General features: G+C 55.2%; 15 protein-coding genes and 1 tRNA gene. 5 read left to right on the top strand and 11 right to left on the bottom strand.

The genetic code is table 11. The features are described from left to right. Positions 1-50: 50 nt before the first annotated feature. On the bottom strand, positions 51-3560 hold the full coding sequence (locus ACIQT8_RS14420; protein ID WP_400966425.1) for a PAS-domain containing protein: 3510 nt from the start codon (positions 3558-3560) through the stop codon (positions 51-53). A gap of 218 nt (positions 3561-3778) precedes the next feature. Between ACIQT8_RS14420 and mscL the strand changes: the two genes are divergently transcribed. From mscL to galE, 3 genes are all read left to right on the top strand, one after another. Further along, a complete protein-coding gene (gene mscL / locus ACIQT8_RS14415) occupies positions 3779-4207 on the top strand; it encodes a large conductance mechanosensitive channel protein MscL (protein ID WP_138794544.1) in 429 nt (142 codons plus the stop codon). Between the two features lie 157 nt (positions 4208-4364). After that, positions 4365-5531: a pyridoxal phosphate-dependent aminotransferase gene (locus ACIQT8_RS14410; RefSeq protein WP_400966422.1), complete on the top strand. Its 1167-nt coding sequence runs from the start codon at positions 4365-4367 to the stop codon at positions 5529-5531. 306 nt (positions 5532-5837) lie between these two features. Next, a complete protein-coding gene (galE, locus tag ACIQT8_RS14405) occupies positions 5838-6869 on the top strand; it encodes a UDP-glucose 4-epimerase GalE (RefSeq protein ID WP_400966419.1) in 1032 nt (343 codons plus the stop codon). Here the strand turns inward: galE and ACIQT8_RS14400 are convergent. From ACIQT8_RS14400 to ACIQT8_RS14355, 10 genes are all read right to left on the bottom strand, one after another. Beyond that, complete coding sequence (locus ACIQT8_RS14400) at positions 6859-7719, bottom strand: DUF6030 family protein (protein ID WP_400966416.1); 861 nt, start codon at positions 7717-7719, stop codon at positions 6859-6861. The two genes, galE and ACIQT8_RS14400, sit on opposite strands and share 11 nt — an antisense overlap. 160 nt (positions 7720-7879) lie before the next feature. Continuing rightward, positions 7880-8104, bottom strand: coding sequence for a DNA gyrase inhibitor YacG (yacG, locus tag ACIQT8_RS14395; RefSeq protein WP_262524411.1), 225 nt, complete (start codon positions 8102-8104; stop codon positions 7880-7882). A 4-nt stretch (positions 8105-8108) separates the two neighbouring features. Further along, complete coding sequence (locus ACIQT8_RS14390) at positions 8109-8732, bottom strand: Maf-like protein (protein ID WP_262524413.1); 624 nt, start codon at positions 8730-8732, stop codon at positions 8109-8111. Positions 8733-8752: 20 nt separating this feature from the next. Then, positions 8753-8971, bottom strand: a complete 219-nt coding sequence (gene infA, locus ACIQT8_RS14385) for a translation initiation factor IF-1 (protein ID WP_004432473.1) — start codon at positions 8969-8971, stop codon at positions 8753-8755. A gap of 110 nt (positions 8972-9081) precedes the next feature. Next, on the bottom strand, positions 9082-9570 hold the full coding sequence (locus ACIQT8_RS14380) for a low molecular weight phosphatase family protein (protein WP_400966412.1): 489 nt from the start codon (positions 9568-9570) through the stop codon (positions 9082-9084). A gap of 2 nt (positions 9571-9572) precedes the next feature. After that, positions 9573-10046, bottom strand: coding sequence for a UPF0262 family protein (locus ACIQT8_RS14375; protein WP_138794550.1), 474 nt, complete (start codon positions 10044-10046; stop codon positions 9573-9575). A gap of 3 nt (positions 10047-10049) precedes the next feature. Further along, the gene (gene hisD / locus ACIQT8_RS14370) at positions 10050-11348 is read right to left on the bottom strand and encodes a histidinol dehydrogenase (protein WP_400966409.1); all 1299 of its coding nucleotides are present in this window, start codon (positions 11346-11348) and stop codon (positions 10050-10052) included. A 136-nt stretch (positions 11349-11484) separates the two neighbouring features. Further along, the gene (locus tag ACIQT8_RS14365) at positions 11485-11922 is read right to left on the bottom strand and encodes a DUF2948 family protein (protein ID WP_138794552.1); all 438 of its coding nucleotides are present in this window, start codon (positions 11920-11922) and stop codon (positions 11485-11487) included. Between the two features lie 112 nt (positions 11923-12034). Further along, positions 12035-13327, bottom strand: a complete 1293-nt coding sequence (gene murA, locus ACIQT8_RS14360) for a UDP-N-acetylglucosamine 1-carboxyvinyltransferase (protein ID WP_138794553.1) — start codon at positions 13325-13327, stop codon at positions 12035-12037. A 106-nt stretch (positions 13328-13433) separates the two neighbouring features. Further along, complete coding sequence (locus ACIQT8_RS14355; RefSeq protein WP_210271392.1) at positions 13434-13691, bottom strand: hypothetical protein; 258 nt, start codon at positions 13689-13691, stop codon at positions 13434-13436. 155 nt (positions 13692-13846) lie between these two features. Between ACIQT8_RS14355 and ACIQT8_RS14350 the strand changes: the two genes are divergently transcribed. Then, positions 13847-13921: transfer RNA gene (locus tag ACIQT8_RS14350), tRNA-Thr, on the top strand. A 796-nt stretch (positions 13922-14717) separates the two neighbouring features. Further along, positions 14718-17564, top strand: a complete 2847-nt coding sequence (locus ACIQT8_RS14345; protein ID WP_400966404.1) for an NACHT domain-containing protein — start codon at positions 14718-14720, stop codon at positions 17562-17564. The last annotated feature ends 113 nt before the right edge of the window (positions 17565-17677 follow it).

Genomic DNA, 17677 nt, shown 5'->3' with positions numbered 1-17677 from the left:
GTTTCCGGACATAATGCCGAACAGCGTTGCGAGGGTTTGCGCAGTCGATATCATTCGGCTGCGGCCCGAGGCGGGCCGGATGCCTGACTGAGATAGGCACGCAACGCAGCCGGCTTGACCGGCTTGTGCTGAACGGTAACGCTGTATCGTTCAGCCTCGCTGCGCACTTCCGGGCTGCGATCCGCGGTGATCAGAAGAGCTGGGATGGTTTTGCCGTAGAACGCCCGGATAATCCGAATGGCGCCAAGCCCGTCTCCATCATCGAGGTGATAGTCTGCAACGATGATGTCAGGCGCTGCCGAGTGGCTTAGGAAAGGTTCGTCGAGCATGGCGACCGAACTCGCCGGCAGCACTTCGCAGCCCCACCCATTCAACAGCAGCGTCATGCCCTCCAGTATTTTCGGTTCGTTGTCGATGCACAGGACACGAATGCCTTGCAGCCGCTCCTGACCTGTCCGCGCAAGGTCGTTACCAGCGGTTTTGACTGGCATCACACGACCTGCTTCGCGCTGCAGGTGGATGCGGAATGTCGTGCCCTTGCCCGGTGTCGAGATCAATTGCACCGGATGATGGAGGATACGCGACAGTCGATCGACGATGGAGAGACCAAGGCCAAGACCGGAGGCTGTTTTCGCGCCTTCGTCCAGCCGGGCGAATTCCTTGAAAATCGTTCGGAATTTCGAAGATGGTATCCCGATGCCGGAATCCGTCACCTGAATGATAACCTCGTTGCCTTTGCGCCGTGCTCCGACGACGACTTTGCCGGAGAGCGTGTACTTGACAGCATTCGACACCAGGTTCTGGATCAGTCGGCGCAGTAGATTGGGGTCGGAGCGCACCGTCAGTGACGTCGGCATCACCACAAGATCAAGGTTCTTCTCCTGTGCCATCGGTGCAAAGTCCGTCTCGATCCGGCGCAACAGATCATTGAGAGGCACCGATGTCATGCGTGCCTTCATCGACCCGGTATCCAGCCGGGAAATATCGAGAACCGCGCCGAGAATCGTCTCGACCGATTCGAGCGCGGAATCGATATTGTGAACGAGGTCCCGCTCCCCGGATGCGCCGAGCCGCTCCACCAATGAAGAGGAATAGAGCCGTGCCGCGTTCAGGGGCTGGAGAATGTCATGTCCAGCCGCAGCGAAGAACCGTGTCTTGCCGATATTGGCTTCGTCCGCCGATGCTCTCGCTTCAGCAAGCTCACGGTTGACGCGGGTCAGCTCGGCGGTTCTTTCCACCACGCGCTGCTCCAGCGTCTCGTTCGCCTGCTTCAAGGCCTGATCGCTTGCCACGCGTTGTGTAATGTCGGTGAACGTCGCAACGATGCCTTTGTCAGGAAGCGCGTTGGAGCGGACTTCGATAATGCGTTCGCCGCCGGAAAGAACGAGGGAGAACGGCATGTCCATTGTTAGAAAACGGGCAATCAACTGACCTGTTTCTCCGGCAGGCACATCGCCACGCTGTTGCAGCATCACGACGATATCGGTCAATGGCAGCCCGACCTGACCGAATTGTTCGGGCAGGTCCAGCAACGTCCGGAAGCGCCTGTTCCAGATGGTGAGCTGCTGCGAACTGTCGAAAACGGCGATACCTTGATCCATCTGGGCAAGCGCTGTCTGCAACATGTCCTGATTGTATTGCAGCGCTTCGCTCGCCTGGTCGAGCAGCCATGCCGTGTCGGCGCTGGTGTCTTCGGCCTTCTGAAGAATGATCGACAACACCAGCCTGGCCGAAGACGAGCCGATGGCACTACCAAGCAACTGTTCGGAAAAATGGATCAGGGCCATATCCGCCGGCTGTTCGTCGTTCAGCTTTCTGCCCGCGGTCTTCTCGTAGGTCGCCAGCGATCGCAGCATCCGCTCTTCGCCGAGATAACGGGCAATGGCGCTTTTCAGGTCACCGACGCTGACTCGGGTTTTCCAGCCACGCGTTGCGAATTGCGATTTAGAGTGGCGTTTGACGAAAATGCCCGCCTGAATACGCTCTATGGGTCGCGGATTACGCGACAGAGACCCCAGGACAAAAGCCAGACCATTAACGAGCAGGCTCAGCAGTACGGCATTGACGAAAGGGTCGGCCTGCGGGCCGCTGAAGACAGTGCTGCCGGAGAACAGAAAACCAAGCACGGTCGCTGCGATGTGGGAATTGTCCGGCCCGCCAAGGCTGGGCAGAAACAGCAGATAAGCCCAGACCAGAAAGCCGGAACTCAGTCCCGCAATCGCGCCACGCGCGTTGGCGCGTCGCCAGACAAGCCCGCCGAAAAGCGCCGGTGCCATCTGGGCGATGGCGGCAAAGGCAAGCAGGCCGATGGAGGCAAGGCCGGACGTGGCATTGGCTGCTCTATAATAGCTGTAACCCAGCAGCAGAACGGCAAAGATTGCCGTTCGCCGGATATTCAGAAGGGTTTTGGCGAAGTCGTCCCGGTGTGGAGAGCGGTTCAGAAGTTTCTGCCGCAAAAAGATCGGCATCACGATGTCGTTGGAGATCATGATGGAAAGGGCAACCGATGCCACGATAACCATTGCCGTGGCTGCCGAAAACCCGCCAATGAAGGTTATCAGCGAAACGACGGGCATTTGGTGGGTTAGAGGAAGCTGCAGCACGTAGAGATCCGCATCTCCGCTTCCGCCGAGTTTCAGAATTCCGGCGACGGCAATCGGCAGAACGAAGATGTTGATTGCGATGAGGTAAAGCGGCAGCAGAACGCCCGCCATTCGCAATTCCTGCGGTGTGCGGTTTTCCACTACGGTGACATGAAACTGGCGCGGCAACAGAATGATTGCAAAACCCGATAGCAGGGTCAGCACGATCCAGCGACTGACGGGCGTCTGATAGGAAATGGCGTGCATTGCCTGCTCGTTGGCGGAAGCGAGTTCCCACAGATGCGCGGGGCCGTCGAACAGGATGAAGACGACGTAGAACCCGACGGTACACATTGCGAGCAGTTTGACGAGCGACTCCATCGAAATCGCCAGGATCAGCCCGTCCTGATGTTCTGTCGCGTCCGTATGGCGAGTGCCGAACATCACGGCAAAGCCCGCCATGACAAGCGTGACGACAAGCGGCAGGTCGAGGAAATACAGGTTTCCACTGCCTATACCGTAGTCGCCAGGATCGACCATGGTCGCGACGGAGCTGGAAACGGCTTTCAGTTGCAAGGCGATATAGGGAATGGCCCCCACCAGAGCGATGATGGCAACGATCATCGCGACGGTGGAGTTTTTGCCATAGCGGGCGGCAATGAAGTCCGCCACCGATGTCAGCTTCTCCGCTTTCGCCAATTCGACGATCCGGCGAATGACAGGCATGCCAAGCGTGAAAGCAAGGATCGGTCCGGTATAGATGCCGAGAAACTCAAGCCCTTTGTCAGCGGCAAGCCCGACGCCGCCAAAATACGTCCAGGAGGTGCAGTAGACCGCCAGGCTCAGCGCATAGACAAACGGGCGCCCTTTTTTCGGAGCGTTTCTTTTTCGGCTGTTTCTGTCGCCATAACTTGCCACTGCAAACAGCAGCAGAATGTAGGCGAATGCCGAAACGAATATGATCCATCCAGGAAGCACGCATCCTCCCCATGCAGGAACTCCTTGATCACAGCATAGGGGAATTTCAGGCGGTTGAGAATGAGCGTGGTCTGAGCATAAAGTTCAACGTCAGCCTGAAATAATCCAATAAAGACAATCTTAATGGATTCCATACAACGCGCGGACGCTGTATCGTTCACGCCGTAGGGACAGTCACATAGCTTCAGCCTCAGAAGCCGGAGAGAGGGACAATCTGGATGCTTAACGAATTTAAAACGTTCATTGCCCGCGGCAATGTCATGGACCTTGCCGTCGGTGTCATTATCGGTGCCGCCTTCAGCAAGATCGTCGACTCCGTCGTCAACGATCTCATCATGCCAATCGTCGGTGCGATCTTTGGTGGTTTCGATTTTTCGAACTACTTCCTGCCGTTGAGTTCGAGCGTTACTGCTACGTCGCTGGCTGCCGCCCGCGATCAGGGCGCCGTCTTCGCCTACGGTAATTTTCTGACGGTTGTCATCAACTTCCTCATTCTGGCCTGGATCATTTTCCTGATGGTCAAGGGCGTAAACAGACTCCGTGCTTCGGTTGAACGTCAGAAGCTCGCGGAGAAGGCAGAAGCTGCTCCTCCACCGGAAGATGTGAAGCTGCTCACGGAAATCCGCGATCTGTTGAAGACGCGCTAAGGCTTAAACGATCCCTGGTCGGGCAATATGCGTCCGTAGAAACGGGCCGATTGCCGACCGGGGAGCAATCCATAAAGAAAATCCATCTTCGCCTCACGGAATATCATGCATATCGGCCGTTCGATGCGATAAGACGACACCAAACGGAGTGTCTTGAATGTCCATTTTGAACAGCCTGAGCGCGCGTGCTCTGGCCGCTCCCGAGAGCGGTATTGTCGAAGTCATGAACTACGCCCGCGGGCGTGATAATCTTTTGCCGCTGTGGGCCGGTGAAGGCGATTTGCCAAGCCCGGCATTTATCAATCAGGCTGCAATCGATGCGTTGAACAATGGCGAGACGTTTTATACCTGGCAGCGCGGCATCCCTGAACTGCGTCAGGCTTTGAGCCGTTATTACACTCGCCATTTTGCCGTATCGCTTCCGGAAGAGCATTTTTACGTCACCGGTTCCGGCATGCAGGCCATCGCGCTCGCCGTTCAGGCTCTGACGTCGCCTGGCGACGAGATGGTGTACCTGACCCCGACGTGGCCAAATATCGTCGCCGCGATCGGCGTTGCTGGTGCCAAGGCGGTAGCCGTCGGCATCGATTTCCACGACGGCGGCTGGCATCTCGATATCGGCAAGCTTGAAAGCGCGATTACGCCAAAGACCAAGGCACTGTTCATCAATACACCGTCGAACCCGACCGGCTGGACAGCGACGCATGACAATCTGCGTGACATTCTCACGCTCGCCCGCAAGCACGGCCTGTGGATCGTCGCGGACGAAATCTATGCGCTCTATCACTATGCCGGGGGGCGTGCGCCGTCGTTCCTCGATGTGATGGAGCCGGATGACCGGATCATTTTTGCGAACTCCTTCTCCAAGAACTGGTCGATGACCGGATGGCGGGTCGGCTGGCTGGTTGCACCACCGGAAATCGGTCAGGTCATTGAAAACCTCGTTCAATACTCAACATCAGGCGTTGCCCAGTTCATGCAGCGGGGCGCTGTTGCTGCGCTTGATCACGGTGACGATTTCATCAGGGAGAATTACGAGCGGGCCCTGACGTCCCGAGACATTCTCTGCGATACCTTGATCGCGACCAACCGCGTCGAGACCCTGAAGCCCGATGGCGCCCTCTACGCCTTCCTGAAGGTGGATGGTGTCACAGATAGCCGCAATACCGCGCTCGACATTGTCGACAAGACCGGCGTCGGCCTTGCGCCAGGAACGGCCTTCGGTCAAGGCGGTGAACTGTTCCTGCGTGCCTGCTTCCTGCGCAATCCGACACAGATAAAAGACGCGGCCGATAGGCTCGCCTCCTACATTCTCGGTCGATAAGCGCCAAGGCGCGGTTTCCACATCAGACAAGCCCGACATCACATTGACCTGAGGTTTTTTCAACTTCAGGGCGATGTGTTGCGCCTATATCATCGACGGCTGGAACCTTTTGTGGTATTTGTCTCGATATTGCGGTTCTGACTGCCTTTTCAGCCAATCAATAAAATTCTCCCTATTGCCATAACCAACTGTAAGCCACGTCTGCAAACAGGCGGACGCGGGCCAGCGGTTTCGCTGTGCAAGTAATCAATGATGAAGAATTATTGGATTTGATGACTGCAACAAAAGACAACAGGGAAGAGTGTCATGAGTGTTCTGGTCACAGGCGGGGCCGGTTATATAGGCAGTCACATGGTGTGGGCTTTGCTCGACGCCGGGGAGGAAGTCGTTGTCGTGGACCGGTTGTCGACTGGGTCACGGTGGGCGGTTGCGCCACAGGCGCGCTTCTATCTCGGCGATGCGGCAGATAGCGCCCTGCTTGGCCAGATTTTCGAAGAGAACCAGATCGACGCCATATTCCATTTTGCGGGATCTTTGAGCGTTCCCGACTCGATCAGCCGGCCCCTCGAATATTATGAAAATAACACCGGAACCACGCGAGCGCTGGTCAGCGCTGCAGTGAAATATGGCATTCGTAACTTCATCTTCTCTTCGACGGCCGCCGTTTATGGAACGCAGCCAACGGAAGGGCCGGTCCCGGAGACGGCGATCCTCAGCCCCGAAAATCCGTATGGTATGTCCAAACTCGCCTCTGAAATCATGCTGCGCGACGTCGTCCAGGCACATGACTTCAACTACGTTGCACTGCGTTACTTCAACGTCGCGGGTGCCGATGTCGCGGGCAGGGCAGGGCCGTCGCCGACCGGTGTAGCAAATCTGATCAAGGTTGCCTGCGAAGCCGCTGTTGGACGGCGTGACCGTGTAGAGGTTTACGGAACCGATTATCCGACAATCGACGGTACTGGCGTGCGCGATTACATCCATGTGAGCGATCTCATTGATGCGCATTTGCTTGCCATGAAGCACCTGCGTGCTGGTGGAGAAACGAAAACGCTCAATTGCGGTTACGGTGTTGGTTATTCGGTGCTGGAAGTTCTGCAGGCTGTGCAGCAGGAATCGGGCAAGGATTTTCCGGTCGTTCACTGTGAGCGTCGTCCAGGCGATGTCGCAGCCATGACAGCGGATTCCACGCGCATTCAGTCGGAACTGGGTTGGCGGCCGCGTTACAACGATCTGCGGACGATCGTACGGACTGCTTTGCAGTGGGAAGAAAAGCGCGAAATCCGTCGTAACGAGATCATGCAGCCGGTTCGGCGCAAGCTGACGGCTATCGGCTGATATCTGGCCGTGTCGAGTGGCGATGGATCAAGGGCGAGGAAAACCGGAATTCCGGTTTTCCGATCGCGGCGGCACTTCGTAGCCACCTAGTGTCGTCAAAAAACGCGCGTGCAAGTTCCAGTTCGCGTGGTTTCTCTACTTCGAGCAACAGCACATTGAGCCGATGCGGAGCACTTGGCTCAGGTTTGCTGGAGGCAGAGATTCCGAAACGCTGCTCCTGATAGACCTGCATCCGGCTTGCCAGATCCGGCAAGCTTGAGAAATCACTCCAGTGGGTCGCGCCCACGATCAAGGCAAGGACGTCACGCAGGCGCGATCGTATCAGATCGCCGTCTGGCGTTTGAGGCGCAATAGCCTTGATGCGAATGGAACGAATCTCGCCCGCAGCATTGCCACGGATATCCAGGAAGAGCGATGCCTGCTCGCTTTCAGCACTCGCGTCGCCCTGCTTGAAGTCGGCCATGCACTCAAAGCTGCCGCCGTTAACAGGGCTGGTGTTCCCATCCTGCAGGCTGACGAACCCTTCGGCCAGGAAGCGCTCACACAATGCCGCGCCAGGCAGCAAAAAGTTGCGCACAAAGAATGTCGGCGGGACAGATTGCTCGAATTTCAAGAGATATGCCGGGACATTGACGTCACCGGCGACCAGAGGCTTGCGTCTGATACGCGTCATCTTCGGCGGATTGTCGATCGGCTTGACTACGGGTGCGACACCAAAGTGGTGCAGCAGGCTTTTGAGGTGTCGTTTGTCATTGGCCAGAAGCACTGTTGCGGCAATTGCCAGGCACACGCCCAACACTGCAATCAGCGGCGCTATTTTGCTTCGTCTCTCCTGTAGACTTGCGCTCATTCGCAAGACCCTATCACGGCGGGAAATACGCCCGGCGGCCTCTGTGCTTCATGATTTTTCAAGGCATGAAGCCGGAAATCAAATAAAATGCGGGCAACTGCCCAAAAACAATAAATAATCAATTCGTATCAAAGCCACCGCTCTGGGTGGCCAGGGTACTTCAGTCGCTTGCGTTCTTGTCGTTACTTGGACGGTCAGGGCTGCTTTCGTCGTCTGCTACCGGAATAGCGTAAGAGCCTTTCAGCCATCGTGCGAGGTCGAGAGAACGGCAACGGTCCGAGCAGAAGGGGTAGTCTTCGCGCGTCGAGGCGCGGCCGCACTCCGGGCAAGGCTGTGATTTCCGAAGTGGTGTGACCTTTGACGTCTCTTTCGGTGTTTCCGCCATGATCCTATCCTTCGAGCCAGCCCGCCGTCACATCGAACCCCTCGCCAGCCAGCAAGGTCGATGTTTCGTAAAGCGGCAGACCGACAACGTTGGTGTAGGAGCCGGTCAGTTTCTGCACGAAGCAGCCTGCAATGCCCTGAATGCCATAGGCACCCGCCTTGCCGCGCCACTGTCCAGAGGCAATATAGCTGTCGATCTCGCGCGTGGACAGCCGCTTGAAGCGAACCTTCGTCTCTGAGACCTTCTGGCGAACCTTGCCGCCCGGTGTAATCAGGCAGATGCCGGTATAGACCCAGTGGCTGCGGCCTGACAGCAAATGCAACGCTGCCGAAGCGTCTTCGGTATATTCCGCCTTGCCGACGATGCGGCGGCCAACTGCGACCACCGTATCGGAACCCAGCACGTAGGCATCTTTCCACCCAAGCTCATTCTTGGTGACGTCGCGCGCAGCCTCGGCCTTTTGCAGGGAAAGGCGGCGGCAAAGCGTGCGCGGATGCTCCAGCTTTGCAGGCGTCTCGTCAATATCCATCGGCATCAGGCGTGCCGGCTCGATGCCGATCTGATGCAGCAGTTCGAGACGCCGCGGCGAGCCGGATGCCAGAACGAGCTTTTGTTTGTGGTCAGTCATGCCGCTGATGCCGAAACGGATTACTTGAAGCGGTAGGTGATACGGCCCTTGGTCAGGTCGTAAGGCGTCATTTCGACCAGAACCTTGTCGCCAGCGAGAACGCGAATACGGTTCTTGCGCATACGGCCAGCCGTATGAGCGATGATTTCATGTTCGTTTTCAAGCTTGACGCGGAACGTTGCGTTCGGCAGCAATTCGGTTACGATGCCCGGGAATTCGAGGACTTCTTCTTTTGTCATGTAAGAGTTTTCTTCCTGTTGATGGTGCCGGACGTCTCACGTCCGGGAAAATTGCGCGGAAACTACACAATCCCCGCACATTTGTGAACCTCTAGACCGCCGCTAATTCGTCAATCTTTTTGGAGCGTGTCAGGCGCAGGCGCTGGTCGTCTGGGCAGCCGCTCGGAAATGAGCCTGGTCAGATGATCCCGCACCTCGCGGTAGGCATCGAGAATTTGCTCTCGCGTGCCGGTAATTACGGTGGGGTCCATGGTTGGCCAATAGACCACATCCAGTGAATTGGACCGGGTCAGCTCCAGTGCCGTGTGATGTGCTTCCGGTGTTAATGTAATGATCAGATCGAAAAAATCATCCTCGATCTCATCCAATGTGCGCGGTTTGTGTTTGCCGAGTGAAAGTCCCTGTTCTTCTAGCACCGCATCCACGAAGGGGTCGCGCTCACCTGCGCGCACGCCGGCGGACTGGATATAGATGCCGGGAGCGACCAGCCGTTTTGCGATGACCTCTGCCATGGGGGAGCGGATGGAATTCATGCCGCACATGAATAGGACCGATTTCGGCGCACGCGCTTCATTCGGAACTGCGGCAGGATCGCTCATGCTCAACCCCGCCAATAGAGCACGCAGACCAAGGTAAAGAGTCGGCGCGCCGTATCGAAGTCGACCTTTATCTTGCCGGAAAGACGATCCATCAACGTTTGCGAGCCGTCATTGTGAATACCACGTCTGCCCATGTCGATCGCCTCGATCTGGCTTGGCGTGGAAGAGCGTATCGCCTCGTAGTAGCTCTCACATATCAGGAAGTAGTCCTTGATGATGCGGCGGAACGGTGTGAGCGACAGGATATGGGTCGCGACATCCGTCTCGTCTTCCGTTCTGATGGAGAAAACCAGTTTGGAATCGACCAGCGATAGCGAAAGCCGGTAAGGTCCGCCATCATGCCCCACGGGTTCGAAACTGTTTTCCTCGATCAGATCGAAGATCGCAACGGCGCGCTCATGCTCGACGTCAGGTGTGGAACGGCCAATGCTCTCGTCCAGCACCACATCGCAGAGCTTGAACTCGCCTGATGCCATCTTTTATCCTTCCGGATTGAGGCGAATGGCGACCGAACGCGCATGGGCATCCAGACCTTCGGAGTGGGCGAGCGTGATGGCAGCAGGAGCAAGTTGACGAAGTTGCTCGGGACCGAGACGCAGGATCGACGTACGCTTGACGAAATCCAGCACTGAAAGACCTGAAGAGAAGCGGGCGGAACGTGCCGTCGGCAGGACGTGGTTCGAGCCTCCGACATAGTCCCCAATGACTTCAGGCGTATGGCGACCAACAAAAATCGCGCCTGCATTGCGGATTTTTGCCATCAGCACGTCAGGATCGTTGACGGCAAGTTCGAGATGTTCGGCGGCAATCCGGTTGGCAAGCGGGATGGCATCGGCGAGAGCGTCAACCAGGATGATGGCACCGAAATCGGCCCAGCTCGCCGCCGCCGTTTCCGAGCGTGACAGACGCTTGAGCTGCCGTTCCACGGCGGCTTCGACCGCCTTGCCGAGTTCGGCATCATCGGTGATCAGAATGGATTGCGCACCACGATCGTGTTCCGCCTGTGCCAGAAGATCGGCAGCAATCCAGTCCGGATCGTTATCCTTGTCGGCAATCACCAGAACTTCGGAGGGGCCGGCGATCATGTCAATGCCGACGGTACCGAACACCTGCCGTTTGGCCGCCGCCACATAGGCGTTGCCGGGGCCGACGATCTTGGCAACCGGTGCGATCGTTTCGGTGCCGTAGGCCAGCGCGGCAACAGCCTGCGCGCCGCCGATACGGTAGATTTCCTCAACGCCGGCGATTTTGGCAGCCGCCAGAACCGCTGGGTTGATCGCCCCACCATTAGCCGGCACCACCATGACGATACGGTCCACACCGGCCACCTTGGCCGGAACGGCGTTCATCAGTACCGAGCTTGGATAGCTCGCAGTACCGCCCGGCACGTAAAGACCAACGGCCTCGATTGCTGTCCAGCGTGATCCAAGCCCAACGCCAATATCGTCTTCGTAGATATCGTCCTTCGGCATTTGGCGGGCATGGTGTTTTTCAATGCGTTTTGCGGCCAGCTCGAGGGCATCCAGAACGGACTTGTCGACAGCGGCGACAGCGGCATCGATTTCCGCAGCCGTGACGCGCATCGGAACCTTGGAAAAGTCGAGGCCGTCAAACTTCAGGGAGTAATGGGCAAGAGCTGCATCGCCACGATGGCGAACGTCGTCGATGATCTCGCGAACCGTTGCGTTGACGTCTTCGGAAACTTCCCTTTTGGTCGTCAGGAAGGCCGCAAATTTCTGTTCGAAATCCGCCGATGCCCGCTCCAGCCAGATTGCCACGTCTTTACCCTTTCACTTTCCCCGCAACGGTTTGCGGGGGCACACGATGTGCCGCAAAAAACATTTGCGGCTCTGGTAAGTGGCATAAATCGAAACAGGCAGGAAAGGCAACCGTTCCGAAGCGCGGTAACGTCGGTTAAGCGTCCGGATGATGTGGTTTTGCGGCAGTTTCCCACGCACCGCTGACATCGACGAGCTGCGCCTCGATGCATTCGACATCGAGGGCGATTGCGCCTCCGCCGGAAAGGGTCAGTTCCACCGTGCCGTCAGGGCCGTCCTGCTTCTGCTCGAAACGGATCGCCAGCAGGGATAGCACCTGCTCTTTATCCATGCGGTTGACGTTGTGCGAGCGGACAGAGGAAACGCGCTTGAGGACGAGAACGCTGCGGCAACGCTCTGGCGGCGTGCCCTTCTTGCCTGCTTCTTCCCAAACGAAACGGTTGGCAGAGAGGCTGAATTGTCCATGTTTCGGTTCGAAGGATGCGTCTTTCAGTTTAAAGACGCTGTCTTGCATGTGCGTCGAGATGACGGAGAGATCTTCAGTGTCCAGCGCGAGCAATTTGAGGCCGCTCATCATTTTCTTCCTTTTTTGCGGTGCGGGCCGCTATTCCCTTTACTTGTATAGGAAATAGGCAGTCTGAGCCCGCTCTGCAACGGCAGAGAATGGATGAGCGGCAAAGAAGCGATTAATCGCTGACGCGTTCGACCAGCGCGCCGCAGCGCGTCAGTTTTTCTTCGAGACGTTCGAAACCACGGTCGAGGTGATAAACGCGGGAAACCATCGTTTCACCCTCGGCAGCCAGACCGGCAATCACCAGCGACACGGAAGCGCGAAGGTCGGTTGCCATGACAGGTGCGCCCTTTAGGCGCGATACACCCTCGATCCGTGCCATCTGGCCCGAAAGGGAAATCTTGGCACCCAGACGCGCCAGTTCCTGCACGTGCATGAAGCGGTTTTCGAAAATCGTTTCGGTAATATGCGATACACCCTGAGAGCGGGTCATCAGCGCCATGAACTGCGCCTGAAGGTCCGTTGGGAAGCCCGGGAAGGGTTCAGTGACGACGTCGACCGGCTGGATGCCGTTGCCGTTGCGAACGATGCGCAGACCGGTTTCCGTTTCGGTAATTTCGGCACCAGCGAGCTTCAAAGTATCGAGCGCGTTGTCGAGCAACGAACCATTCGTGCCTTCCAGAACGACGTCGCCGCCGGTCATGGCAACGGCCATCGCATAGGTACCGGTTTCAATGCGGTCAGGCAGAACGCGATGGCGGGCGCCGGAAAGCGACGTTACGCCTTCGATGGTGATCGTCGATGTGCCGGCACCTTCGATTTTTGCACCCATTGCGGTGAGGCAGCGGGCAAGATCGACAACCTCAGGCTCGCGCGCTGCATTATGGATGACCGTGGTTCCTCTGGCGAGGGTTGCTGCCATCAGCATGACGTGGGTCGCACCGACGGAAACCTTCGGGAAGGTGTACGTCGCGCCGATCAGGCCGCCCTTGGGCGCCGTCGCGTTGATGTAGCCGCCATCGATTTCCATGTTGGCGCCGAGTGCCTGAAGACCGTCAATGAAGAGATCGACAGGACGGGTGCCGATGGCGCAACCACCCGGCAGCGAAACGCGGGCTTTGCCTTCGCGGGCAAGCAGCGGGCCGATTACCCAGAAGCTGGCGCGCATCTTTGAGACCAGCTCATAGGGTGCGGTCGTGTCGACAATGGTGCGGCAGGTAAAGTGAATCGTGCGGGAATAGGCTTCGCCCTGGCTTTCACGACGACCGTTGACGGAAATATCGACGCCGTGGTTGCCGAGAATGCGAACGAGCTGCTCGACGTCGGCCAGGTGCGGCACGTTTTCCAACGTCAGCGTATCGCTGGTCAGAAGCGAAGCGATCATCAACGGCAGTGCGGCGTTTTTGGCGCCGGAGATCGGGATGATGCCATTGAGTTTGTTGCCACCCGTAATTCTGATGCGATCCATTCGTCCCTACGGGCGTGCGCCCGCCTTTCTCTACGTGCCTTTTGCGGAAAATTGAGCCGTCCTTAGCCGAAATTCCGCGGCGTTTCAAATTTTGCTTGTCTGTTCTCTATGACGATGATTCGTCCGATTTTGCGGCGGGAAGGCCATCGGTCTCATCCGCGTCGCCAGCGCGCCGCGCCCGGGCCTGCTGCTTGCGCCGCTGCAGGTTCTCGCGCAGCTTTTTCGCCGCACGGGCTTTTCTCTCCGCTTCGCGCTGTTTTGCTGTTTCGCCCGGGCCAGCCTGCCGCTTTCCGCTTTCTGCTGCTTCAGAATGCGCGGCGTCCGCATCATCGTGCGGCTCGGTCTCTATTTGATTGTCGTTCATGGGCTGAGCAATAGCCGAAAATTGGAGTTTTCAACAGAGGGAGACGTTTTTTGTCCCTCGGGATGATTTAATGACACTTTGCGACTTGCACTCGTCAAAAAGCTATGGCAATAGGCGCCACGCTTGATGTTGAAGCAAACGCTTCGGCACCGGATGCTGCTATAGCTCAGGGGTAGAGCACTCCCTTGGTAAGGGAGAGGCCGAGAGTTCAAATCTCTCTAGCAGCACCAGTTTTCCCATTGTGATAACAACCACTTAAGAAAATTACCGTTAACGTTCTACCTTGCTCATGGCAGCGCCAAGCGACAGAACAAGACGTGAATATGCATCGAAATACGTGCACAATCCGTGCAGTTTGTTCATGGCTCGTTCCGCCCTTTGCGGAATTTGTGAGAGCGCTGACCAAACAAAGGCCCGATGTTGGCCCCACACATTGTAAAGCCGTGGAGGCACCCGCGAGGCATTAGTCTGATTTGCAAGTAGGACTTCGCTTGCACAGTGGTCGTATCCCAAGCCGGGTCGCTCATCTTCAACGAAATTAGAGCCTTGCGACGTTATTGGACTTCTTCGTACTCTGTGCGTTTGTTAAACTTTTTCCTAAAGTGTCCAATGGCCACCGCCTTGGTGGTGCTTTTAATGAGAGCGCTCCGAAAACAAAGATGGCCTGATGACAGCTCATGAGCCGCGAAGCACGGCGAATAGAAGTGCTAACGAAACGTGACGGATAAGAAGCAAGTACCAGTGACGAGCAATTCTTTCTGTGTAGTGGTAACGGATCAGTAATTGACGCCAGAGGCAACCCAATGCTTGACTTGCGTTCATCAACCCGTGCGGGTGGACCGCACTAGCAACGTCGACAGAGCTTTTCGAGCAGAACTTGCGAGACACTGCGCGCTAAACCATCGAAGAGCTGCGCGATGCTTTTAGGCGTTTAGGTGGAAAAATATCTCCGGTATTTCAAGTTCGCCTTCTAGACCAATGTTGAAAAATCAACCAAGAGTTAGCAAATTGCGTGCTGGGGGTTGAATGTTAGTTGCTACAGTCTTGTTCGGGCTAACCGCTTGCGGATTATTCGCTTATATCGTTTGGATGAAGTGGAAACAGAGGTACTCTAAGCCTCGCTTCGCGTATTATACAGTAATTACGTTATTTTCGCTCGTATTGTTCATTACTGGAGCGATCACCGCTGTTGACTGGCTTGAAGCCACAACCTCTCTTTTAGCGATACTTGGGTTACCTGTTCCGGTTTTATCAACGACGGGTCAGACAATTTACATAAAAATCGCTGAAAAGGTCCTAGTATCTCTTGTGGGGGTTACTGGGCTTGTTGCGATAATGAAATTCGCAAAACGCGCCGTAATGAGTTGGGAAGGCCCAATCACCGTCAATACCGCGCGACTTCACGAAGAGGGGCGCGCTGACGACCTTATCGCACTCGCTTACGTGGAGCTGAATAGAAGAATACAGAAACACAATGATCCAATAATCGACGCGAGGACGCTAGACTGGAAGCAGGTGATAGCTCAAGCTCCGGAAAGAGAAGAATTCCGGGATTTGGCGCGAGTTGCATTAACAAATCACTTCCCGGAAATAGTAATCGAAGACAATGGCTGGCGACAGAAATTAGGAGCGTGGATCGGCATTGTTCACGGAGCGAAGATTGGTGACGACAGTCAATTAGTAGTCTTCGTTTTTGAGGAAGTTCCCACTGTAGATGAGTTAGCTGCAAAGATCGATGAGATTGGTGGTGGCGAGGGACAGATAATAAAAGCCGTTATTGATGCCCCCGTACCTCAAGATCTTCAAGATTGCATAATTCGAGGGGTAAAAGTAGAGGCATTTCAATATAATCAGCTTCTACGATCCGGCCTTCCGCTCCAAGGATATGCTCGACAGTTGATTAAGCAATTCAGACTTAATACTGTTGGCGGAACTCAAACAACTCTCGCAGGCACATTTGTTCCTGCGAAGGTGACCGATCGCGACGGAGTTAGTTCCAGCCTGGCCAATATTGTCAAAGAGTGGATACTCGACACAGGCAGAAAGCACCTCGCTATCACTGGAGAGTATGGCCAGGGCAAAAGTACCGCAATGTTGCATCTTTGCGTACAGTGGGCTGAAAGATATCTTAATGATGAGGCACAGGATGAACGTATCCCGCTCTTATTGGAGTTGCGTGGAAAAAGTCCTGGTGAAAACTCTCCACTTGAACTTTTGGCCCAGTGGGGCGCACGATATAGTCTTTCCGGGGAGAAGCTTTTTGCGCTCATCCGTTCGGGGCAAGTTCTCATAATATTTGAAGGTTTCGACGAATTGAAAAACGCCGGTCGAGAGTTCGAACGGCATGAGCACTTCAATGCTTTGTGGCGCTTCGCCTATCCCGGTACAAAGCTAATTTTTACAGGGCGTCCCAACTTTTTCATCGATCAGTCCGAGCGAAACTCAACGTTGCGCATAGATGACAGCAACGGCGCGGCGTCGAATGCTTACACTCAAATGTATTCCATAAACATGTTTGACGAGGCCGATGTTAGGCAAGCCTGTCGAGCTTATCCAGAGGATGTCCGGGATGGAATAATGGATACATTCTATTTGCATCCTGATTTCCGTGAAATTGTCATGAGACCGTCGATGCTCCCTGTGGTTGCGACCATCTGGCCGGAGATCCGTAATGCTGAAAAAGAAGGGCATGAGATCACTGGGTCTATGCTGCTTGAGAAGTATCTCTCTGCAGTTTATGCGCGAAAAGAGGCTGAACTTGAGAACGATAGGGTTACGTTTTTGGCTCCCGAGCTTTCGAGCTATTTGTTACTTCCACGCTCTATCAGAGAGGCGCTGACTCTTGCTGTTGTCTGGGAAATGGCGGTCCAAGATTTTCGCAATACAATACCACGCACAAGTTTCGATCTTGTCATAAATCGGGTGTTCGACGGCGTGCTTCGAGCAATGCAATCAAAAGAAGTTAGGACGCCAGTTAGCGAAGCCGCTCGAAAACTACAGCTTCGGCTTCAATCTGAGAACCGAATTGAGTTCTTGGAAAAGGTCTGCACGGACGTCGCATCCGCCGGATTGTTTGTTCCAGATCCAGTTGGAGGAGATAGCAATCTTCGCTTCGCACATAAGCAATATTTCGAGTATTTGATTGCTAAGTTCGCGTGGCTGAGGTTGTCGCTACCAGAATCTGAGATTGTTACTGCCATATCGTCAGGAAAAACGGCATTTAAAGCTGAAACACTTTGGTCTAGTGATGCAATATTTCCGCTTATTCGACTAATTGATGGTAATTTAAGCTGTTTTTCAAGAAGCGCTAAGAGAATAAAGATGTCTCTATTTCTGGAGAATATTTCAGATTTCACTAGCGATGCCATACGTAAAGTTATGATTGCTGTAGTAAAAAAGAAGGCCAAAACCATAAGTGAAATAGATTTTGCGAGCCTGGATGCACCGCAGGCAGAGGAGAGGATTACCAATCTTCGATCGCTGTACGTAAAGAGAATCGTTGCTATAGCATTGGCTTCGGCCGGATTGATCGTGTCTTTAGCTAGTATTATATTTTCTATTCTCAAAACTGGCAGTTCTTTTGAAGTGTTATTTGCCTTCTTGCCTGTGATGGCGTTGCCCGGATTGACATTAGTACTGACGCGAACGATCTCTTCATCGGCCGCAGTCGAACTGTTTTTCGATTATTGTCGAATGATCCGTATTCAGAGCGGCGAAGAACTCCGTAATAATCTCACGACTATACAGCATATCCAAAAAACGTGCTTTGCATTAATTCAGAACCCGGAGAGACGAATCAATATATCTGAAGCAGTTACGGGAGTTTCGATACCGGCGCATCTAACGAATCCGCGCTCTCACGAGTGCAAATAGCAAATCCTTCGTTCTGGGGTAAGCCCACGGTGAAGGCCGTCTTGTGGCGATGGGGTATGGACTGCCAGTCCTAGTGCAAACACTGGGGGTAGTCCTATGACTAAGCAGATTGA

The sequence above is a fragment of the Agrobacterium sp. NPDC090273 genome (genome assembly GCF_044772305.1).
In the GTDB taxonomy this organism is placed as follows: domain Bacteria; phylum Pseudomonadota; class Alphaproteobacteria; order Rhizobiales; family Rhizobiaceae; genus Agrobacterium.
Note: the sequence above shows the minus strand (reverse complement) of the source record. Positions and strands in the feature narration are given on the sequence as shown.